Genomic DNA, 19,063 nt, shown 5'->3' with positions numbered 1-19,063 from the left:
CTAGAGCCCGCCGATCCCCCTGTCAACCCCGTCGCCGAACCCGCAAGACGCGAACCCGACCCCGAAGCCGCATCGGACAAAAACAGAAAATCGCCCGGCAAACCCGCCGGCCAATCGCCGATCCTGTCAGAAGATGCGTCTGCGCCCGGGCCACTTCCGCGGCCGGCGCCGATGAACAGGGGTATAAACAGGCCCCACAGAGCCGTCAACCGGGTTTGTGCGCTGCGATCTTTTTTTCTCGCGCAGCCGCATGACGGGCCTAAGACGGCGCCGCAGCGCGCTTAGTAGCCCTTCTTCAGTATCCCTTCTTCACCTGGGCCAGGGCCTGCCCGAGCCCGTGGGCGATGCGGGCGCGCTCGTCGGGATCGGCATCGCGGGCGACGAGCGCCTGCTGACGTCGGGAGACCAGGGTGACGCGCTGCAGGCCGTACTCGTCATCCTCGACGGTCACGATCTTGGTCCAAAGGGGATTGAACCGCCATTCGTGCCGCTCGCCCTTGTGGCTGACCCGGGCGAGCAGGATCTCGAGCTGCGAGATCATGACCTCTTCGAAGGAGCGCCCGCGCCGGAAGCTGACCTTCAGGGCCGCGTAGATCGCCAGCATGTCGAGGCCGAAGAATCCGGCGACCGGCCAAAAACCCATCCGCCAGGCCCAGACCGACACGGTGAGCGAGACCAGGCAGCAGCCGGTCATCACGATTCGGAAACCGAGGCGGCTCAAGGATTGGTGCGGCCGGATCGTGGCGGAAAAGACCGGCCGGTCGATCGTGTCCGGATCGAGCCCGTACGGGTGAACGGATGGATTGCCGCTGGCCATCCGATCCATATAACGCGCCGATGGCCGCTAGAAAGACTCCGCCTTCGGTAAAGAGCCCCTCTCGACGGCGTGCCGCAGGCGATTCCAAGACGGGCGCTGCCTCCGGGCGTCTCGGCGGTCGGATCGCCCCGGCCACGAATGCTCATATCGAGACCGCGCCGGAGGCCGTCGATTCGGCGACGCTCACCGAGATCTTCCGGCGCTTCCACACGGCCGAGCCGGAGCCGAAGGGCGAGCTCCACGCCGTCAACCCGTTCACCCTGCTGGTCGCCGTGGTCCTGTCCGCCCAGGCCACCGATCGCGGCGTCAACCTCGCCACCGGCCCGCTCTTCGCGGTGGCCGACACGCCGGACAAGATGCTGGCGTTGGGCGAGGAGACGGTCCGCAGCTACATCCGCACGATCGGGCTGTTCAACACCAAGGCCAAGAACGTCATCGCGCTCTCGCGCATCCTGGTCGAGCGGCACGGCGGCGAAGTGCCGGCAAGCCTGGAGGCGCTGCAAGTCCTGCCCGGGGTCGGCGCCAAGACGGCGAGCGTCGTGCTGAACATCGCCTTCCAGGTGCCGCGGATCGCGGTCGATACCCATATCTTCCGGGTCTCGAATCGGATCCCGCTGTTCGTCGGCAGCACCACCGACAAGGTCCAGGCCGGGCTGGAGGCGATCGTGCCGGAGCCCTACCGGCTCCACGCCCATCACTGGCTGATCCTGCACGGCCGCTACACCTGCAAGGCGCGCAAGCCCGAATGCCCGCGCTGCCTGATCGCGGATCTATGCCGATACCCGTCGAAGACCGCGGCCTGACCGGAAATCTCCAGGGCGCGGAGGCGGGCGGGCGCACGTCCGGACCCGCGCCCGCAATCCCGCCCTGCGGGCTAACGCGTTGTGCTGGAAGCCCGGTTCGGCTAGTTTGAACGGCAGTAGCCGGGCCCTCGGGCAGAGGCCGTCCGGCTGCCCGACCTTCGTATCCGGTCGCCGCGCCGCGGATTCCTCCCCATCGTCGCGCATCAGGAGCCTCGGCCCATGGACTTCCTCAAACCACGGTACACGCCTATGAACCGCCGCCGTCGCATCTACGAGGGCAAGGCGAAGGTCCTCTACGAGGGGCCCGAGCCCGGGACGCTCATCCAGCACTTCAAGGATGACGCGACCGCCTTCAACGCGAAGAAGCACGAGATCATCGACGGCAAGGGCGTGCTGAACAACCGAATCTCCGAATTCGTGTTCCAGCACCTCAACGACATCGGCGTGCCGACGCATTTCATCCGCCGGCTGAACATGCGCGAGCAGCTGATCCGGGAGGTCGAGATCATCCCGCTCGAGGTGGTGGTGCGCAACGTCGCGGCCGGCTCTCTGGCGACCCGGCTGGGCCTGGAGGAAGGCACCCAGCTGCCGCGTTCGATCATTGAGTTCTACTACAAGAACGACGCGCTCAACGATCCGATGGTGTCGGAGGAGCACATCACCGCGTTCGGCTGGGCGACGCCCCAGGAGATCGACGACATCATGGCGCTGGCGATCCGCGTCAACGACTTCCTGTCGGGTCTCTTCCTCGGCGTCGGCATCCGGCTCGTGGACTTCAAGATCGAGACCGGCCGCCTCTGGGAAGGCGACATGATGCGCATCGTCGTCGCCGACGAGATCTCCCCGGATTCCTGCCGGCTGTGGGACATCAAGTCGTCGGACAAGCTCGACAAGGACCGGTTCCGCAAGGACCTCGGCGGCCTGATCGAGGCCTATACCGAAGTGGCCAAGCGGCTCGGCATCATGTCGGAGAACGAGAAGGTTCAGACCGGCGGCCCGCGCCTCGTCCAGTAGGCCCGCTCAGGCTGGCGGGCGTCGGACCGGCGCCGGCCTCGCTTCCCAAAAACCCGCGCGCAGGCGTGCGTGGGTCGAGAGATCCGGGTCGAAGCCCGGGTGATAATGGGGGTCCTGCGCCAGCAGCGGCCCCCATCGCTTTTTGAGCGCCGCGATCTCGCGTTCGTGGCGGGCGCGGGCCTCCGGCGTCCAGCGGCGGCTCGCTGATTCGCGGTGATGCAGCACCGCCCCCGGCACCAGCAGCGTGCGGTGGCCGGCCGCGTTCAGGCGTAGGCACAGGTCGACATCGTTGAAGTCGACCGCGAAGACGGCATCGTCGAAGCCGCCGACCGACTGGAATTTCTTGGCCTCGACCATCAGGCAGGCGGCCGTGACCGCCGAGACCGCGTGGGTCGCGCTTAGGCCCGCGAGGTAGCCCGGCGCGTCCCCAGGGAAGTGGCGGTGCGCGTGGGTGACCAGGCCGCCGGTGCCGAGCACGATGCCCCCGTGCTGGATCCGCCCCTCGCCGTCGAGGAGCTTCGCGCCGACCGCGCCGATCTCCGGGCGCAAAGCTTCCCGGGCCATCCGGGCCAGCCAGTCGGGCCGGAACGCCTCGACGTCGTTGTTGACGAAGACCAGCAGTGCGCCGCGGGCGCGGGCGGCGGCGGCGTTGTTCATGGCGGCGAAGTTGAACGGCCCGGGACAGGGCACGACGCCCCCCCTCCCCTCGCGCTCCAGGGTTTTGAGGAAAGCCAGCGTCTCCGGCTCGCGGCTGTCGTTATCGCAGACCAGGATCTCGAGGTTCGGCCAGTCGGTACAGGCGGCGAGGCTGTCGAGACAGGGGCGGAGCAGATCGAGGCGGTCGCGGGTCGGCACGATCACGCTCACCAGCGGCCGCGGATCGGGCAGCGGGTGCTCGAATTGCAGGAGACCGTCCGCGCCCGGCACGATGCGGCTTCCGGTGCGGCCGGTCCGATCGAGATGGCGGCGCAGGGCATCGCGATGGCGGTGGCGCCCCCCCTCCCCTGCCGGCGACACGCTGTCCGCCGGGTCGCCGCGCCGGATCGCCAGGATCTCGGGCAGGTGGCCGATCGCGGAGGCGCCGTGGCGCTCGGCGATCTGGAACGCGGCGTCGGCGGGGCCGCTCGGCTGGGTCTCCGGAGGCAAGGCTCCCGGCCGGCAGGCCAGCAGGGGCGCGAGGTAATCGACCGCGGCCAGCATCTCGGGATCGAAGGCCGGCGGCAGCAGGGGCCGGACCGGACCGCGCGGATGATCCTGGATCAGCGCGTCGCCGTAGACCGCCTGGAGTTCGGGATCGGCCGCGAAGGCAGCGGCGATGCGGGCCGTCGCGCCCGAGACGAGACAGCCGTCGCCGAACACCCGGATGGCGTCGCCCGGCCGGGCCGGCGCGGGCGGGAAACGGTCGAGGATTTTTACCGGCAGAGCGAGCCGGTGGTCGATGCCGATCAGGGCCGCCCGCTTCTGGCGGGCACGCAGGCGTTTGCCCTGGAGCCGCGCGGCCAGGATCTCGCCCGTCGCCCGGGGCCGGCCCAGGAGGCTGCGCAGCGCGTCCAACAGCGCACGCCCGGAGCGGCGCGGAATCCCGAGATGCAGCATCTGCGCGAGGCCCGGCACAGGCCCTGTCATCGGCGCCGCATCATTCGAGATCCTCGCCGAAGGTCGTGAGCGACAGGGCGGGATGGTAGTACGGATCGTGGCAGATCACATCGCGCCAGCGCTCGGAGAACCGGGCGGCCTCCTGCTCGAACCGGGCACGCTTGGCGCCGACCGAGGGTCCCCGGCTCACGGATTCGAGATGGGCCAGGGTGGCGGCCGGGGTCCAGACCGTCTTCCAGCCGGCGGCGCCCAGGCGCAGGCAGAAATCGACATCGTTGAAATCCACCGGGAAGGCTTCGGCATCGAAGCCGCCGACCGCAAGATACTTCTCCCGCGCGACGGCGAGGCAGGCGGCGGTCACGGCCGAGACCTCGTGGGCCACGTGCAGGCGACCGAGATGGCCCGGCGTGTCGCCGGGACGGCGGCGCAGGATGTGGCCCGCCCGTCCGCCGAGGCCGACCACGACCCCGGCATGCTGCAGGCTGCCGTCCGCGTAGAGAAGCTTCGCGCCGACCGCCCCGACCTCCGGCCGGCTCGCTTGGCGGACCATCGCGTCGAGCCAGCTGGGCTCCAGCACCGCCACGTCGTTGTTGAGCAGCACCACGACCGCGCCCGTGGCGGCGGCGACGCCGGCATTGACCATCGCGGCGAAGTTGAACGGCTGCGGGTCGATCAGGATCCGGACCCGCGGATCCAGGCGCAGGTTTTCGTAGTGCGCCAGCACGGCCGGATCGGTGGAGCCGTTGTCGACGATGATCAGCTCGAGATCCGGGTAGGCGGTCTCGTGCAGCACGCCCCGGCAGACCCGCTCGATCAGGTCGAGGCGGTCCCGCGACGGGATCACGATGCTGGCTTTCGGGGCGGGTTGCGGCAGCGGCCACCCGAGGTGGATCGCGCCGTTGCGAAGCGATGCGTTGATCGGGGCGCCCAGCATCTTGAGGCGCGCATCCAGCGCCTGCGCCCGGGCTGGCGGGTCGAGACACTCGCCGGTGGTGCGGGCGATGACGCGCGGGACATGGGCGCCGCGCGCCCCGGCGACGATGGCAGCGGTCTCGATCGCCAGGATCGCCTCGGCCATCGGTCCGACCGGGGTGGCCGGCAGTTGCAACAGCAGGGTGTGCGAGAACAGCGCGGCGCGGCCGACATAGCCGGTCGCCAGGGCGAGGTCCGGACTCCAATCCGGCTTGAGCTGCGGCCGGTCGTCGGGGCCGATCGCGTCGCCATAGGCGAGATCCGCCTCCGCCAGGGCGGGCGCCAGCAGGGCAAGCGCGTCCGGGGCCGGGATGTCGCCCGGCCGGAGCAGGCACAGGGCGTCGGCCTCGGCGATCAGCGCAGCGGGAGTCGCCCGAGCATCCCAGCGCCAGTGATCGGCACGGGGATCTGGCGATGCGGGAATCGCATCATCCCAGGCGACCGCGATGGTCCGGGCTTGGTGGCTCTGCGCGTCGAGGGCATCAAGCGTCGCGGCGAGCGCCGCCTCCTCGCCGGGTCGGGCCAGGATGAGGCAGCGGATCCGCAGATCGGTCGGGGCGATCCGGATCGGACGATTCCGCGACGCCGCCCAGGATCCGTAGTGCCGGAGCGGCGTCACCGCGCAGGCACCGCGCAGGATATCGCGGTAGCGCCGTTCGGACCCGCGAAGGCGTTCGTAGAGCGCCGAGACGAAGCGCCAGGGCCGGCGCAGCAGGCACTGGGCCAGCACCGACACCTCGCGCCGCGCCCCGACCCGCTCCAGCACGAAGCCGGCCCCGGCCGACAGGCGGATCTCCCGGGCATCCCTGGGGATCAGGCCGAGCCAATGGGCGGAGCCGTGCGACGCGCCCGGGAGGATGAAGTCCAGTGGGGTACCGTCGGCCCCACGCAGGACCCGCACGATCGGCCGGCGCGGCGCAACGGTGGGATCGCCGGCATAGCTCAGCACGACCCAGCCGACCGGATGGTCGGGGAGGACGAGGCGGCGATCGAAGACGGGATCGTCGGTCGGCTCCAACTGAAACCGCGTCGCGCGGCCGAGCCAGGCTGCGCCGCGTCCGGCTTTTCCCGTCAGTGAGGTCGAATCGACGAAACGCGCCGCGGCATCACTGGGCAGCGTCGCCTCCGCCGGCGGGCTCCGCGGCGACCGCCGGCTTCCTGCGCCGCGGCTTCGCGGCGGCCTTCTCACCGGTGCCCTTGCTGGTGCCGACGCCGACGGTGATGTCGTAATCCTCGGCCGCAGCCGGCGGAACCGTGAGTTCCTCGGCGACGATGGTGGTGAAGCCCTGCGCTTCGCCCGGAGCGACAACCACGGTGGACCGCTCGACGCGGCTGGCGATCACCTTGCCCTCGCGGCGGATCTGGATCGTCACCGGCACGTCGAACCGGCCCGGCGCGCCCTTCGGGCCGAGCAGGACATTCGCCTCCACGCCGACCTTGACGGTGACCGAACCGTCCTGGCGCCGGGCGCATTCCCGGGCGAGGCGCCCGACCGAGAACTGCGTCCGCACCTCGCTCCCGGCGAGCATGCGATACGCCGCCCCGTTCTCGGCCACCTCGACGGGAGGGCAATAGGGTGGATCCAGGCTCTGGGGCTGCGACGGCGGAACCGTCGTGCCGCCGAACTTGAACAGGTTGGAGAGGACGTTGCCCTCCTCCGCGTGGGCCGGGCTCGCCGACAGCGCCCCGGCGAGGATCAGGCCGCACAGGCCCAGAAACAGGTCACGACCTCCGATCATCGCACGGCTCCCGAGCGGCCTCGTCATTTCAAGCTGTCGAACCCGGCCGCGAAGCCTTTCATCGAAAGCGGAATGCCGACGCCCTCCTCGGGCGTCTGGAACACGATGAAGGTCGCCTGCGTGCCGCCCTTGAACTGGCGGATCAGACCATCATCCATCACCACCTCGGCCACGCAGCCGGTGGTGAGGCAGCGCACGAAACCGGCCCGGCCGACATCGGTCTGGTCGATCTTGAGGCCGAGGCCGGAGGGAAGGAGCACGCCGAGCGGCGCCACCACCCGCAGCAGATAGCCGCGGTTGTCGGCGGTCTTCAGGACGATCACCACCAGGGTGAGGTTCGGACGGTCCTCCGCGGCCAGGTACTGCACCAGGGCGCATTGCTCGGCCTTCGCGCCGGCCGGCGTCTCGCAGCGCAGCTGCCAATCGTCGAAGGTCTTGCGGACCATGCCCTGGGCGGCGGCCGGCCCCACGGAGGCGAGCCCTATTGCGGTGAGGGCGAGGGATACCGGCAGCGCGACGCGCCGGACCACGCGCCGAAAACGATCGAGCCTCGCGTGAAGCGGCACCACCGAACCCTTCGGAACGCCATCGCCGAGGACCGGCGAGGCCGTAAAATCGGGGGTGTTCCGACCATGCTCAGCCCCGCGCTGTCAAGCGATGCCGGCTCCGGTGTTGCGCCTGGACGCTACCCGAGAGTTGCAGAACGGCCTAAATGAAGGGAGCTTTTCCTCCAGCGCAGGATCCTGAAGCTGTGATGCGCCTGTCCGCTCTCTCGGCCGCCTGCTTGGTGGCCACCCTCGCGCAGGCCGGGGCGCAGTCGCTTCCCGTCGGCGAGACCACCTATATCGAGCACTCCCTCAACCGCTCCGACACGCTGATCGTCGAGCATCCGCCGGTGGCGGTGAACCCCTACGGCGGCCGCAACGGTCAGGCCGCGATCGCCGGCTACTGCCGCGAGGGCGGTCTCGTCCGCCGGCGCGACACCTTCGGCAACCCGGTGATCATCCGCCAGCGCGAGGTCTGCGACAGCGTAGCGCCGCGCACCCTGGAGCCCGGCCAAGTCGATCCGCGGCCGATCTGGCCCGGCGAGGCCGTGACGCGCCAGAAGGTTTTGCGCGCCAAAGGCTGAGGCCCGGTCAGCCGTAGCGGTGCAGGCCGGTGCCGTTGCGCTTCAGCCACGCTTCGGCCGCGTCGACGTTCGGGCAGATGCTGTGCAGGAGCGCCCAGTACCGGGCCGAGTGGTTCATCTCGCGCAGATGCGCCATCTCGTGGGCCACGAGGTAATCGAGCACCATCGGGGGCGCCAGGATCAGGCGCCACGAGAAATTCAGCTCGCCCCGGGCCGTGCAGGAGCCCCAGCGGCTGCGTGTATCGCGCAGGGTGATGCGCACCGGCCGCTGGCCGAGGAGCGGCGCGTAGCGCTCTACCGCCTCTGCCAGATCCCGACGCGCCTCGCGCGTGAGAAAATCCCGGACCCGGCGGGGGACATGGGCGGGCTCGCAGGAGACCGAGATCACCGGCTCCCCCTGTCCCTCCCCCTGCCCGCCCTCGACGCGCACTGCCCCGCTGCGTGTGTCGCGCAGATGCACGCGGTGCGGCTCGCCGCGTAGCGGCAGGATCGCGTCGGGTACGAACAGGACCCGCTCGGGCACGCGGGCCAGGCGCGCCGCGATCCAGCCGGCGTGGCTGGTGGCGAAACGCTGGGCGGTGTTCACCGCGGTGCGGCTCGGCAGGGTGATCACGACCTCGCCGGTGGCGGCCGAGACCCGCAGGGTGATCCGGCGCGCGGTCGGGCGACGGCGCAGCGCGATCTGGAGGCTGGCTCCCTCGTGCTGGACCTCGAGGTGGTCGGGATCGGGACGACGCAGCAGCGCGAACGACATGGCACCGTTCTAGCCGGCCCGGAACCGGCGCTCCAGATCCTGAACGCGGGAATCGCCAAGGTTCCGGCGTGCCGGCCTCGGAACGCGTTGCCGCGTCAGCCGGCGAGCGCCCGGGTCCAGATCTCGGTCTCGGGCATCACCAGCAGGGCGGCGGCGGCCAGCGCGATGCCGTAGGGGATGCCGGTCTTGGCGTCGTGGAGATGCAGCGCGAATGGCAGGCGCGCGACGCGCTGCGGCAGCGGATAGGCGCGTACGGCCAGGATCGCCAGGGTCAGGGCGCCGCCGAAGATCGAGGCCACCAGAAGGTAATCGCCCAGGCCGTCGAAGCCGAGCCACAGCGCCGTGGCGGCGGCGAGCTTCGCGTCGCCCCCGCCGATCACCCCGAAGGCGAACAGCGTGAAGGTCACGGCGAGGACGGCGGCCCCGGCGCCGAGGTGAAGTCCGATCTCGGCCCAGTCCATCGAGCCGGTCAGAGCGAGCAGCACGAAACCCGCGACGAGGGCCAACGAGATCCGGTTCGGGATCAGCATCGTTAACAGGTCGCTCGCCGCGGCATAGGCCATCAGGAACGGGAACAGCACCAGCAGGCCGAAACCGGCCGTGCCGAGACTCGCGATCGCCGATCCTGCGCCAACCATCTCGGGACCAACCCTATCCGTGTGTGACGGGCAAGCGGCTCGGAAGCGAGGCCGCTGCCGAACGGCGGATCCGGCGGGCCGAGACCCCATCGCGGAAGCGATGGAGCCTCGAACCTGCCGCAGATCCTGGCCGCTCCGAAAACCCGATCAGTTCAGGTTGCCGGCGATCGCGCTGAACTTGGCGGTGAGGGAGGTGCCAACGGTCTTCAGCGCGCCGATGATGACGACGGCGATCAGGGCGGCGATCATGCCGTACTCGATCGCGGTGGCGCCGGACTCGTCCGAGGCGAAGCGCGAGAACAGGGTCTTCATGGGAGGCGATCCTTCGATCAAGAACTTGCAGCGTGGACTTTGTGAGATGACCGACGAAGATTTTTATGTCTCGATCGGCGGCAGTTGCAGAGTGTCCGATACGCCTTGAAATTCGGTTAAATCGCGCCTGGATCAAAGTTCGGGCCGGCTCCGCTGCGAGCTTAGTGAAGGATCAGTTTCGCCGCTGCCGAACATTGGTGCCGCTTTCTCATGCTTAGCGGTTCCTTCACCGGTCCCGGGCTAGCGCTACAGCTTCAGGCGTCGCCACGCGCAGGCGCCGACCGCTTCCGAGAACCCCCGATGCGCCGCACCCTGTCGAATGGGGCCCGAGCCGGCCTCGTCCTCCTGCTGACGGGGGCCTCCGTCGCGGCCGCCCAGCCGGAGCCGCTGCCCATCGTGACCGTGCTGGTGGACAACGCCAAGGTGATCCGCCTGCCGGAGAAGACCGCGACCGTGATCGTCGGCAACCCGATCATCGCCGAGGTCACGCCGCAGAAGAACGGCGTGCTCGTGCTGACCGGCAAGAGCTTCGGCTCGACCAACCTGATCGCCCTCGACACCGCCGGCGGGCTGATCGCCGAGACGATGATCCGGGTCGAGGCGTCGCGGGATTCGACCATCACGGTCCAGCGCGGCCTGGATCGGGAATCGCTGTCCTGCACCCCGAACTGCCAGCCGGCGGTCCAGCTCGGCGACTCGGCCAATTACTTCGGGACGACCAGCGGCCAGGCCGATGCCCGCCGCAAGCTCGCAACCGGCGGCGGCGCGGCCGGCCCCCAGGCCGCGGAGCACTGAAGGCGCCGAACGCGACACCACAGGGATCCTGAGGCAAGATCCGTCCTCGGCGCGACCGTGAGTCGATTCGGTAGGCTCCCCGGCGCGCCGTCAGGGAGGTCTCTCGCCGATGCCCGGCATCACGCACACACCGCCGCCGCCCGCCGTCGATCCCGGCGTGCTCGCCGCGTTCCAGGATGTCTCGACGGCAACGATCAGCGATTGCCTCGACCGGATGCCGGTGCTGCACGGCCTGCGCGCCTTCCACCGGCGGGGCCGGCTCATCGGCACGGCGTTCACCGTGCGGGTGCGGGCCGGCGACAACCTCGCGATCCATCAGGCGCTGGAGCAGGCCCGTCGCGGAGATGTGATCGTGATCGATGGCGGCGGCGACACCGGCCGGGCGCTGGTGGGCGACATCATGAAGGCGATCGCCGAGAGCCGGGGCGTGGCCGGCTTCGTGATCGACGGGGCCGTGCGCGATACCGACGCCTTCGCCGATTCGGATTTCCCCTGTTACGCCCGCGCCGCGACGCCCCGGGGCCCGTTCAAGACCGGGCCCGGCGCGATCAACGTGCCAGTCAGTATCGGCGGCTGGACTGTGAACCCGGGCGACGTGGTGGTGGGCGACGCGGACGGCGTCGTGACCTTCCCGCCCGCCCTTGCCCCGAGCCTGATCGAGGCCGTGCATGCACAGGCGGTCCGGGAGGCCGAGGTGCTCGCGCTGATCCGGGCGGGCCGGTACGACGGCCGCTATGCCCGGGAGGCCAAGGGCTGAGGTTCCACCGGCACCGCCTTGCGGAGCGGGCGTATCCCGTGGACGATGGCGTATGGAGTCCCAGACCCTCACCTACGCCATCGGCGACATCCACGGCTGCGCCGACCTGCTCGACACCCTGCTGGAACGGATAGCCGCCCATGCTGGCGACCGCCCCCACCGGCTGGTCTTCCTGGGCGACTACATCGACCGCGGCCCCGACAGCGCCGCCGTGCTGCGCACGGTCAGCCGCCTGAACTGGGCCGAGCCCGAGCGCGTCACCTGCCTGATGGGCAATCACGAGCGCATGCTGCTCGACGCGCTGCTGACGCCGGAAGCCGCGCGGCACTGGCTCCATTACGGCGGCGAGGAGACCCTCGACTCGTTCGGCGCGCGGGATCTCGGCGGCCTGCCGCGCGACACCCTCGACTGGATCGAGGCGCTGCCGACCCTGCACGGGGACGCGGCCCGCTGGTACGTCCATGCCGGCTTCCAACCGGGCACGGCGGCAGCGGAGTCGGACGTGCATGACCGCCTGTGGATTCGCGAGCCGTTCCTGGAGGGCGACCACGATTTCGGCCGGCACGTGGTCCACGGCCACACGCCGCAGCGGGATGGCCGCCCGGAGATCCGCCGGTTCCGGACGAATCTCGACACCGGCGCGGTCTATGGCGGCGCGCTCACCGCCGGAATCTTCTCCGATGCCCAGGGGCCGGCGCTGGAATTCCTGTCGGTGCCCGCGGCCTGATCCCGGATCCGGCTACGAAGCGATCTTCTGGCGGACCTTGATGTCGGGGCTCGCCGCGCCGCAGGTCGGCAGGCTCTCGACCGGGCCGTGGACCGCCGACGTGCTCGACGACAGGTCGTGGTAGCAGATGCAGCCTTCGGCGAAGTAATGGTGCACCAGCGCCTTGCGCGAATGGCGCAGGTCGTTGCGGGCCGATCCGCCGTGCAGGAGATTGGCGTGCCAGAACAGCACGTCGCCCTTGCGGGCCAGGAAGTGCTGCGGCGCGGCACCGTGATCGGCGATCTCGCGCTTGATCGCGGGCTCGTAACGCTCGGAATAGGCCGCGTAGCCGCGCTCGCGGAAATCGTCCGTCGAGATGCCGACATCGTGGCTGAACAGGTAGGGCAGCCGGTGGGTGCCGGGATAATAGAGCAGCGGCGCGCAATCGGCGTGGATGTCCTCCATGGCGACCCAGCACGCGGCGAGGTAGCCGAGCGGGTAGGTGGTCATGTGGATCGAATCCGAGTGCTCGGATTGCTGGCTGCCTTTGTGTGACGCGATGGTCTGGAACGGGATCGCCTGCCGGCCGAGCACGAGGCTGCTGAAATTGACCAGCACCGGATGCTTGAGCAGCTGGTCGAGCTCCTCGACCTTGAGGTGCGGGTTGAGATAGCGGCCCGGATGGGGATCGTCCTCGGCCGCCTTCTCGGGGGCCAGGGTCAGGTCGCCCCGGGCGATCGCGGCCTCGTAGGCGGCCCAGGCCTCGTCGATCGTGTCCGGGTCGATCGCCCCGCGGGCGACGTAGTAGCCGTGCTCGGCCCAGTACCGGCAGATCTCGGCCTGCCTGGCCGTGATCTCGCCCCGGGCGACGCGCCGCTCGATCGTTTCCAGCGCGTCGGGACGGTCGAGCCACGGGCTCGGCCCGGATTCCGGAAAGCTCTCCGCGCGAAAGACCTTGATGCAGCCGATATCGACCGGGATGTCGGCGTCGACCGCGTAGGATCGGGCCGGGGGACGCACGGGGGCGACCGGCAGTGCCTCGTCGCGCCCGAGGGTGAAGTTGCGCGCCGCAGTGCCCCAGCTGCGCGCGATCGTCTTCACCCGCGAGAGTCCGTTCGCCACGTGCCGCCCCCTGGCCCCGTCCCCTTTGGGACGAAAGGAGAGCGCGGAATGCGGTGTTACTGAGGCGGATTACGGGGCTGGGGAATCAGGGCGCCGATCGCCCCCACGAGCCAGCCGCCCATCAGGGCGAAGCCGCCGATGGGCGCGGCCATCGGGAAGAGCGGCTGCTGCAGCCAGGTCCGCACCGCGAGGTCGCCGCAGAACAGGATCAGGCCGAGGACGAGGAAGCCGGCCGCAACCCGCATCGGGCCGGGCCGCGCCAGACCGGCGGCACCGAGGCCCACCAGCGCCAGGATCGCGGGGGCGTGGAACAGCAGGAACTGCGCGGCGGTCTTGAGCGAATCCGCCCCGGGAATGTGCGCCGCCGCGGCACTGAGCGCGACGCCGAGCAGCCCGGCGAGGCAGGCGAGCGCCACGAGCGCGCGGTCGAACCCCGAAAGCCTCATGCGCCGCGCTCGACCAGAAGCTTGGCGACGGCCGCGCGCAGCTCGGGTATGCCGAGATCGTCCCGGCTGGAGGTGAGGATCACCTGCGGGAAGGCGGCCGGCCGCTTGGCCAGGCCTGCCTGGATGCCGGCGATCCGGCTCGCGACCTCGCCCTTCTTCAGAGAATCAGCCTTGGTGAGTACCACCTGGTAGCTCACCGCGGCCTTGTCGAGACCGTCGAGCACGTCGGTGTCGATCGATTTGAAGCCGTGGCGGGCGTCGATCAGCATGAACACCCGGGCGAGGTTGGCGCGGCCCTTGAGGTAGGCATGGATCAGCTGGGTCCAGGCCTCGACCTTGGCCTTCTCCACCGCCGCGTAGCCGTAGCCCGGCATGTCGACCAGCGACAGGCGGTCGCCGATCCGGAAGAAGTTGAGCTGCTGGGTCCGCCCCGGCGTGTGCGAGGTGCGCGCCAGGGTGTTGCGGCCGGTCAGCGCGTTGATCAGGCTCGACTTGCCGACATTCGAGCGCCCCGCGAAGGCGATCTCCACGCCCTCCATGGGCGGAATCCGGTCGAGCACCTGGGCGGCCGCGTAGAAATCGGCCGCGCCGGCAAACAGCAGGCGGCCGGCCTCGAGGAGGTCGGCCGCGTCGTCGTTGGTCTCGGTCACGGCTTTCCTTATCAGCCCTTGGTGGTCGCCGCCGCCTTGGTACCGCCGCGCCGGAACGTGGTCCGCAGGTTGTCCCACAGCTCCACCTTCACGCCGTTGCGACGCATGATGACGTATTGCTGGATCACCGACAGGGTGTTGTTCCAGGCCCAGTAGATCACCAGGCCTGCCGGGAACGAGCCCAGCATGAAGGTGAACACGATCGGCATGAAGGTGAAGATCTGCGCCTGGACCGGGTCCGGCGGCGCGGGGTTCATCTTCATCTGCACGAACATGGTCACGCCCATGATCAGCGGCCAGACACCGAGATGAACGAAGTCCGGCGCCGGGAAGGGCAGCAGGCCGAACAGGTTCACGATGCTCGTCGGATCCGGCGCGGCGAGATCGTGGATCCAGCCGAAGAACGGCGCGTGCCGCATCTCGATGGTGATGAACAGGACCTTGTAGAGCGCGAAGAAGACCGGGATCTGGATCAGCACCGGCCAGCAGCCGGCGACCGGGTTGATCTTCTCCTTCTTGTACAGCTCCATCGTGGCCTGCTGCTGCTTCATGCGGTCGTCCTTGTACCGCTCCCGGATGGCGGCCATCTCGGGCTGCACGGCCTTCATCTTGGCCATCGAGACGTAGGAGCGGTTGGCGATCGGCAGGAACAGCAGCTTCAGGCAGAAGGTCACCACCAAGATCGAGACGCCGAAATTGCCGAATAGGTGGAAGAAGAAGTCCAGCGCCCGGAACATCGGCTTGGTGATGAAGAAGAACCAGCCCCAATCGATCATCAGATCGAAGTGCTTGATGCCGAGGTCCTTCTCGTAGTTGTTGATCAGGTTCACTTCCTTGGCGCCGGCGAACAGGCGCTGGGTCGTGGTGGCGGAGGCGCCCGCTGCGAGGTTCACGGCATCGCCGCGCACGCTCGCCTGGTAGACGTTGGTGGCGCCGTCGGTGCGATCGGTGAAGGCGCCGGTATAGGGCACGTCCTGGTCGCCGGGCATCACGGCCGCCGCCCAGTACTTGTCGGTGATGCCGACGAAGCCGCCGGTCACGCCGGTCCAGGCTTTGCCCTTGGTGTTGGCGCCACCATAGGCGCCCTCCTTGGCGAGCTTGTCGTAGGTGAATTCCTGCAGGCCGTCGTTGCCGAGATAGCCGATCATGCCCTCGTGCAGGACGTAGTAGCCCTGGGTGTGCGGCTTACCCCAGCGGGAGACGAGGCTGTACGGGTAGAGCGTCACCGCGCCCGAGCCCTTGTTCTCGACCTCCTCGCGGACCGTGAACATGTACTTGTCGTCGACCGCGATGATCCGCTTGAAGACGAGGCCGGCGCCGTTGTCCCAGGTCAGGGTCACGGGCATGCCGGGGGAGAGGCTCTTGCCGTCGCTTGTCCAGAGGGTCTCGCTGCCCGGCAGCGGCCCGGCATTGGCGCCGACCCAGCCGAATTCGGCGTAGTACGGCGTCTCGCTGCCGGCCGGGGAGAACAGCACGATCTCCGGGCTCTTCGGGTCCACGGTCTCGTGGTAGTTCTTGAGCGACACGTCGTCGACGCGGCCGCCCTTGAGGGCGATCGAGCCGCTGAGCGCCGGAGTCTCGATGCGGATGCGCGGCGAGCGGGTGAGCGCCGCCTCGCGCGAGACCGCCCCCGCCTGGCCGGGGACCGTGCCGGGCACGGGCGCTGCTGGGCCGCCCTCCTTGGGCGAGGGCGACGGCACCCCGTCCGGGGTTACGCCCGGCGGTTGCTGTTGCTGCTGCGCGGCCTTGTTCTGCGCCTCGATCAGGCGCTGCTGCTCCACCCGCGGGCCGGCCACGAAGTACTGCCAGCCGAGCAGCACCAGCAGCGACAGGCCGATGGCCACGAACATGTTCGTCTTGTCATTGCCCATCGGGGACACCGCCGCACGCGTTCGGAGTGGCAACAGGAGCGGCACCGGCCCCATCGGGCTGGCGCGCTTCCGTGATTTGGGGACCTCTGACAGCGTCCCGCGGCGGATCACGATCCGCCGCGTCGGACGCTGCAGGCTGCACGGGGTTGTGGCCCGCATCGCGCTGGGGAGGTGTGGATTTGGAGGACCGGCCGCCAGACTTGCTGCCGGATTTGCCGCCAGACCGCTGACCGGGCGGCCGCGGCGTGGCCGGGCGCGTCACCGTCGGGATGGCGCGGCGCAGATCCTCGGCCAGGGACTCGAAGGGCGCGTTCAGGGCCGGGCGCCGGGCGATCAGCACGATATCGGCGGGCAGCCGGGCTAGTTCGCCCGGGAGATCGGACGCGACCAGACTCACGGCCGCGCGCAGGCGCCGCCGGATGCGGTTGCGCTCGACCGCATGGCCGACGCGTTTCGTGATGGTGAAACCGAGCCGAAGGCCCTCTGACGCCTGCGGATCCCGCAAGCGGCCCTGGGCGGTCATGCGCTCGGTATGGAAGCGGCGGCCCTCGGCTGTCGCCAGGAAGTCAGGCCGCCTCTTCAGCCGCTCGATCGTCGCCATCGATGGTTCGATCCCGGCCGATCTCATTGTGTGTGCTGCATGACGCGTTCGGAAAACCGGGTTTCACGTTTCCGCATCATGCTCACGCCCCACCGCGCGGCTGCCTGAGCAGGGCCGCGCCGGCGAGGATCTGCCGGATCAGGCCGACAGGCGCTTGCGGCCGTGGGCGCGACGGCGCGCAATCACCTTGCGGCCACCGGCGGTGGCCATGCGCGCACGGAAACCGTGACGACGCTTACGGACGAGCTTGCTCGGCTGGTAGGTTCTCTTCATGGCACAGAGCCTTCAAAGGTCGAGGCGCGCTCGCGGGCGGCTGATGCCGCACCCGACCTTCACGCGTCCTGGTTGTTTGCAAACACGAAGGGCGCCCAGGCGGGGCGCCACGTCGCGAGTGGCGGGCTTATGGCGGATGGGTCCCGCGAAGTCAACGTTTCGCGGAGCTCAATGACCCTCGAACTGCATCAGGGCGCGCACCTCGACGCCCATGTCGCGCAGGCGCTGCGCCCCGCCGATGTCGGGCAGGTCGATCACGAAGCAGGCGGCCACGATCTCGGCGCCGATCTTCTGGAGCAGGTTCACCGCGGCGGTGGCGGTGCCGCCCGTGGCGATCAGGTCGTCGACCAGCAGCACCTTGTCGCCGGGCTTCACGGCGTCGACGTGGATCTCGATCTCGTCGGTCCCGTATTCGAGGGCGTAGGCCATCGAGACGGTCTTGTGGGGCAGCTTGCCCTTCTTGCGGATCGGCACGAAGCCGCAGGACAGCTGGTGCGCGATCGCCCCGCCCAGGATGAAGCCCCGCGCCTCGATGCCGGCCACCTGATCGATTCGCCCGCCCGCATAGGGATGGACCAGCGCGTCCACCGCCCGCCGGAAGGCGCGCGGGTCGCTGAGCAGCGTGGTGATATCGCGGAAGATGATGCCGGGCTTCGGGTAGTCGGGAATCGAGCGGATCGATTCCTTCAGCGCGACGTGGCGGCGGGCTTCCATGGGTTCGGGCCTTCCGTGGGGGACGGCGCGCTTAAAGCAGATGCCCCGGCCCCTGACCAGTTTTGAGGATCCTCGCAGCGGATCAGGCCGCCTGGACCTTCTTGAGGAGGGCGAGCAGCTCCCGGTGCAGCACCTCGTTGCCGGAGGCCACCGAGCGGGCGGCCAGGGGTTCGGCCGCGCCGTCAGCCGAGGTGACGTAGCCGCCAGCCTCGCGCACCAGGATCACGCCGGCGGCGAAATCGTAGGTCTGGAGATCGCGCTCCCAGTAGCCGTCGAGGCGGCCGCAGGCGACGTAGGCGAGGTCGAGGGCCGCCGAGCCCATCCGCCGGGTGCCGCCGGCCACCGCCATCACGGCGCCGAGTTCGCGCAGCAGGCGCGGATGGCTGCCGCGGCCGAGATAGGGCGTGCCGTAGCCGACCAGCGCATCCGCCATGTCCTGCCGGCCGGAGACCCGCAGGCGCCGGTTGTTGAGATAGGCGCCCTTGCCGCGCTCGGCGACGAACAGCTCGTCCTTAATCGGGTCGAAGATGACGCCGGCCACGATCTGGCCCTCGCGCTCCAGCCCGACCGAGATCGCGAAATGCGGCACGCCGTGCAAGAAATTCGAGGTGCCGTCGAGGGGATCGACGTGCCAGGTGTGGCTCTTGTCGGTGCCCTCGATGATGCCGTTCTCCTCCAGCACGAGGCTGTAGCCGGGGCGCGCCTTCATCAAGGCGTCGCGCAGGGTCTCCTCGGCCTTCCGGTCCGCGGCTGACACGAAGTCGCCCGGGCCCTTCCGCGAGACCTGGAGGTTCTCGACCTCGCCGAAATCGCGGCGCAGGCCGCGGGCGGCCTTGCGCACGGCATCGACCATCACGGTCATGAGCGGAGAGGAGATCATTTTTTTCGCGACTTTTCGGGGATGGGTGCTGGCGCCGTGGTTACAGGCCGGCGCCGGAAAAGACGAGCCTACCGGGGATCGGGGGATCCGGAAGAGGTTGGTGGCCTGTGGTGCGGAGCGCCCCCTCTCCCGCAGAGCTACGGGCGACACAGGTTTCGATCGTAGCCGCTTTCATACCGTGGACGCAGAAGGCCGCGGGTCCCCTCTCCCGTGCGGGCTACCGGATTCACAGATCGAGTTCAGCCCTTTTTGCGCGACGGCCCGTGCTTCGGCTCCATCATCGGTGCGGGTATCCCCTCGCCCCGCTTGCGGGGAGAGGGCTTCGGCGACCTTGTCGTCGCCGAAGCGAGGCGGCAGCCGAAGGTGAGGGGGCGGCTCCGGACACGCGCCTCGTCCTGAACCGCCCCCTCACCGCCGCTCCGGCTTCGCCTGCGCTTCCCGCACGGACGACGAGGTCCGTGCGGGCCTCTCCCC

The 19,063-nt window shown here is 69.6% G+C and carries 22 protein-coding genes; 6 read left to right on the top strand and 16 right to left on the bottom strand.

The annotated features are described in order from the left end of the window. Positions 1-295: 295 nt before the first annotated feature. Positions 296-817 (bottom strand): DUF2244 domain-containing protein, encoded by a 522-nt coding sequence (locus MKL20_RS21905; RefSeq protein WP_244038434.1) that lies wholly within the window; start codon positions 815-817, stop codon positions 296-298. Positions 818-837: 20 nt separating this feature from the next. Here MKL20_RS21905 and nth point away from each other — a divergent pair, with 20 nt between their 5' ends. Both nth and purC read left to right on the top strand, forming a co-directional pair. Next, the gene (gene nth, locus MKL20_RS21900; RefSeq protein WP_244038433.1) at positions 838-1,620 is read left to right on the top strand and encodes an endonuclease III; all 783 of its coding nucleotides are present in this window, start codon (positions 838-840) and stop codon (positions 1,618-1,620) included. A gap of 219 nt (positions 1,621-1,839) precedes the next feature. Beyond that, positions 1,840-2,634, top strand: a complete 795-nt coding sequence (purC, locus tag MKL20_RS21895) for a phosphoribosylaminoimidazolesuccinocarboxamide synthase (RefSeq protein WP_082643291.1) — start codon at positions 1,840-1,842, stop codon at positions 2,632-2,634. Between the two features lie 6 nt (positions 2,635-2,640). Here purC and MKL20_RS21890 read toward each other — a convergent pair whose 3' ends face one another. The 4 genes from MKL20_RS21890 to MKL20_RS21875 all read right to left on the bottom strand — a co-directional run bounded on the left by MKL20_RS21890 (position 2,641) and on the right by MKL20_RS21875 (position 7,471). Next, positions 2,641-4,260 carry a glycosyltransferase family 2 protein gene (locus MKL20_RS21890; protein WP_244038432.1) on the bottom strand — a complete coding sequence of 540 codons (1,620 nt, stop codon included), beginning with the start codon at positions 4,258-4,260 and terminating at the stop codon, positions 2,641-2,643. A gap of 10 nt (positions 4,261-4,270) precedes the next feature. Continuing rightward, positions 4,271-6,220: a glycosyltransferase gene (locus MKL20_RS21885; RefSeq protein WP_279594923.1), complete on the bottom strand. Its 1,950-nt coding sequence runs from the start codon at positions 6,218-6,220 to the stop codon at positions 4,271-4,273. Positions 6,221-6,308: 88 nt separating this feature from the next. Then, positions 6,309-6,941 (bottom strand): hypothetical protein, encoded by a 633-nt coding sequence (locus tag MKL20_RS21880; protein ID WP_244038431.1) that lies wholly within the window; start codon positions 6,939-6,941, stop codon positions 6,309-6,311. Positions 6,942-6,964: 23 nt separating this feature from the next. Continuing rightward, a complete protein-coding gene (locus MKL20_RS21875) occupies positions 6,965-7,471 on the bottom strand; it encodes an invasion associated locus B family protein (protein ID WP_244038430.1) in 507 nt (168 codons plus the stop codon). 224 nt (positions 7,472-7,695) lie between these two features. On the opposite strand from MKL20_RS21875, the gene MKL20_RS21870 reads away from it, so the two are divergent. Next, the gene (locus MKL20_RS21870) at positions 7,696-8,070 is read left to right on the top strand and encodes a hypothetical protein (protein ID WP_244038429.1); all 375 of its coding nucleotides are present in this window, start codon (positions 7,696-7,698) and stop codon (positions 8,068-8,070) included. Between the two features lie 7 nt (positions 8,071-8,077). On the opposite strand, the gene MKL20_RS21865 is transcribed toward MKL20_RS21870, so the two are convergent. The 3 genes from MKL20_RS21865 to MKL20_RS21855 all read right to left on the bottom strand — a co-directional run bounded on the left by MKL20_RS21865 (position 8,078) and on the right by MKL20_RS21855 (position 9,774). After that, complete coding sequence (locus MKL20_RS21865; RefSeq protein ID WP_244038428.1) at positions 8,078-8,824, bottom strand: M48 family metallopeptidase; 747 nt, start codon at positions 8,822-8,824, stop codon at positions 8,078-8,080. A 95-nt stretch (positions 8,825-8,919) separates the two neighbouring features. Then, on the bottom strand, positions 8,920-9,462 hold the full coding sequence (locus MKL20_RS21860; protein WP_244038427.1) for a prepilin peptidase: 543 nt from the start codon (positions 9,460-9,462) through the stop codon (positions 8,920-8,922). 147 nt (positions 9,463-9,609) lie between these two features. Beyond that, the gene (locus tag MKL20_RS21855; RefSeq protein WP_058193027.1) at positions 9,610-9,774 is read right to left on the bottom strand and encodes a Flp family type IVb pilin; all 165 of its coding nucleotides are present in this window, start codon (positions 9,772-9,774) and stop codon (positions 9,610-9,612) included. A 300-nt stretch (positions 9,775-10,074) separates the two neighbouring features. On the opposite strand from MKL20_RS21855, the gene MKL20_RS21850 reads away from it, so the two are divergent. The 3 genes from MKL20_RS21850 to MKL20_RS21840 all read left to right on the top strand — a co-directional run bounded on the left by MKL20_RS21850 (position 10,075) and on the right by MKL20_RS21840 (position 12,053). Further along, positions 10,075-10,569 (top strand): pilus assembly protein N-terminal domain-containing protein, encoded by a 495-nt coding sequence (locus MKL20_RS21850; protein ID WP_243963347.1) that lies wholly within the window; start codon positions 10,075-10,077, stop codon positions 10,567-10,569. Between the two features lie 109 nt (positions 10,570-10,678). Further along, positions 10,679-11,326 (top strand): RraA family protein, encoded by a 648-nt coding sequence (locus MKL20_RS21845; RefSeq protein ID WP_244038426.1) that lies wholly within the window; start codon positions 10,679-10,681, stop codon positions 11,324-11,326. 52 nt (positions 11,327-11,378) lie between these two features. Then, positions 11,379-12,053, top strand: a complete 675-nt coding sequence (locus MKL20_RS21840; protein WP_244038425.1) for a metallophosphoesterase family protein — start codon at positions 11,379-11,381, stop codon at positions 12,051-12,053. A 12-nt stretch (positions 12,054-12,065) separates the two neighbouring features. Here MKL20_RS21840 and MKL20_RS21835 read toward each other — a convergent pair whose 3' ends face one another. From MKL20_RS21835 to MKL20_RS21800, 8 genes are all read right to left on the bottom strand, one after another. Beyond that, positions 12,066-13,154, bottom strand: a complete 1,089-nt coding sequence (locus MKL20_RS21835; protein ID WP_244038424.1) for a phytanoyl-CoA dioxygenase family protein — start codon at positions 13,152-13,154, stop codon at positions 12,066-12,068. A gap of 56 nt (positions 13,155-13,210) precedes the next feature. Then, a complete protein-coding gene (locus MKL20_RS21830; protein ID WP_244038423.1) occupies positions 13,211-13,600 on the bottom strand; it encodes a DUF423 domain-containing protein in 390 nt (129 codons plus the stop codon). Then, positions 13,597-14,250 (bottom strand): ribosome biogenesis GTP-binding protein YihA/YsxC, encoded by a 654-nt coding sequence (gene yihA, locus MKL20_RS21825; protein WP_243963352.1) that lies wholly within the window; start codon positions 14,248-14,250, stop codon positions 13,597-13,599. The genes MKL20_RS21830 and yihA overlap by 4 nt, the downstream gene beginning before the upstream one ends. Before the next feature lie 11 nt (positions 14,251-14,261). Continuing rightward, entirely contained in the window at positions 14,262-16,121 is a 1,860-nt protein-coding gene (gene yidC / locus MKL20_RS21820) for a membrane protein insertase YidC (protein WP_243963353.1), read from the bottom strand. Beyond that, entirely contained in the window at positions 16,111-16,722 is a 612-nt protein-coding gene (rnpA, locus tag MKL20_RS21815) for a ribonuclease P protein component (RefSeq protein WP_244038422.1), read from the bottom strand. Before rnpA ends, yidC begins: the two co-directional genes overlap by 11 nt. Before the next feature lie 138 nt (positions 16,723-16,860). Continuing rightward, the gene (rpmH, locus tag MKL20_RS21810) at positions 16,861-16,995 is read right to left on the bottom strand and encodes a 50S ribosomal protein L34 (RefSeq protein WP_007558110.1); all 135 of its coding nucleotides are present in this window, start codon (positions 16,993-16,995) and stop codon (positions 16,861-16,863) included. Positions 16,996-17,163: 168 nt separating this feature from the next. Continuing rightward, positions 17,164-17,709 (bottom strand): adenine phosphoribosyltransferase, encoded by a 546-nt coding sequence (locus MKL20_RS21805; RefSeq protein WP_243963355.1) that lies wholly within the window; start codon positions 17,707-17,709, stop codon positions 17,164-17,166. An 82-nt stretch (positions 17,710-17,791) separates the two neighbouring features. Beyond that, positions 17,792-18,589 carry an inositol monophosphatase family protein gene (locus MKL20_RS21800; protein ID WP_244038421.1) on the bottom strand — a complete coding sequence of 266 codons (798 nt, stop codon included), beginning with the start codon at positions 18,587-18,589 and terminating at the stop codon, positions 17,792-17,794. Between the last annotated feature and the right edge of the window lie 474 nt (positions 18,590-19,063).

It is taken from the genome of Methylobacterium sp. E-066 (genome assembly GCF_022829635.1).
Lineage (GTDB): Bacteria > Pseudomonadota > Alphaproteobacteria > Rhizobiales > Beijerinckiaceae > Methylobacterium.
Note: the sequence above shows the minus strand (reverse complement) of the source record. Positions and strands in the feature narration are given on the sequence as shown.

What these genes read in the sequence shown, in the direction of transcription:
- MKL20_RS21890 (WP_244038432.1), bottom strand. Translation starts at nt 4,260, where the DNA reads ATGACAGGGCCTGTGCCGGGCCTCGCGCAGATGCTGCATCTCGGGATT.
- MKL20_RS21905 (WP_244038434.1), bottom strand. Translation starts at nt 817, where the DNA reads ATGGCCAGCGGCAATCCATCCGTTCACCCGTACGGGCTCGATCCGGAC.
- MKL20_RS21880 (WP_244038431.1), bottom strand. Translation starts at nt 6,941, where the DNA reads ATGATCGGAGGTCGTGACCTGTTTCTGGGCCTGTGCGGCCTGATCCTC.
- MKL20_RS21870 (WP_244038429.1), top strand. Translation starts at nt 7,696, where the DNA reads ATGCGCCTGTCCGCTCTCTCGGCCGCCTGCTTGGTGGCCACCCTCGCG.
- MKL20_RS21860 (WP_244038427.1), bottom strand. Translation starts at nt 9,462, where the DNA reads ATGGTTGGCGCAGGATCGGCGATCGCGAGTCTCGGCACGGCCGGTTTC.
- MKL20_RS21845 (WP_244038426.1), top strand. Translation starts at nt 10,679, where the DNA reads ATGCCCGGCATCACGCACACACCGCCGCCGCCCGCCGTCGATCCCGGC.
- MKL20_RS21855 (WP_058193027.1), bottom strand. Translation starts at nt 9,774, where the DNA reads ATGAAGACCCTGTTCTCGCGCTTCGCCTCGGACGAGTCCGGCGCCACC.
- purC (WP_082643291.1), top strand. Translation starts at nt 1,840, where the DNA reads ATGGACTTCCTCAAACCACGGTACACGCCTATGAACCGCCGCCGTCGC.
- nth (WP_244038433.1), top strand. Translation starts at nt 838, where the DNA reads ATGGCCGCTAGAAAGACTCCGCCTTCGGTAAAGAGCCCCTCTCGACGG.
- MKL20_RS21865 (WP_244038428.1), bottom strand. Translation starts at nt 8,824, where the DNA reads ATGTCGTTCGCGCTGCTGCGTCGTCCCGATCCCGACCACCTCGAGGTC.
- MKL20_RS21840 (WP_244038425.1), top strand. Translation starts at nt 11,379, where the DNA reads ATGGAGTCCCAGACCCTCACCTACGCCATCGGCGACATCCACGGCTGC.
- MKL20_RS21850 (WP_243963347.1), top strand. Translation starts at nt 10,075, where the DNA reads ATGCGCCGCACCCTGTCGAATGGGGCCCGAGCCGGCCTCGTCCTCCTG.
- MKL20_RS21830 (WP_244038423.1), bottom strand. Translation starts at nt 13,600, where the DNA reads ATGAGGCTTTCGGGGTTCGACCGCGCGCTCGTGGCGCTCGCCTGCCTC.
- yidC (WP_243963353.1), bottom strand. Translation starts at nt 16,121, where the DNA reads ATGGGCAATGACAAGACGAACATGTTCGTGGCCATCGGCCTGTCGCTG.
- MKL20_RS21800 (WP_244038421.1), bottom strand. Translation starts at nt 18,589, where the DNA reads ATGATCTCCTCTCCGCTCATGACCGTGATGGTCGATGCCGTGCGCAAG.
- rnpA (WP_244038422.1), bottom strand. Translation starts at nt 16,722, where the DNA reads ATGGCGACGATCGAGCGGCTGAAGAGGCGGCCTGACTTCCTGGCGACA.
- rpmH (WP_007558110.1), bottom strand. Translation starts at nt 16,995, where the DNA reads ATGAAGAGAACCTACCAGCCGAGCAAGCTCGTCCGTAAGCGTCGTCAC.
- MKL20_RS21805 (WP_243963355.1), bottom strand. Translation starts at nt 17,709, where the DNA reads ATGGAAGCCCGCCGCCACGTCGCGCTGAAGGAATCGATCCGCTCGATT.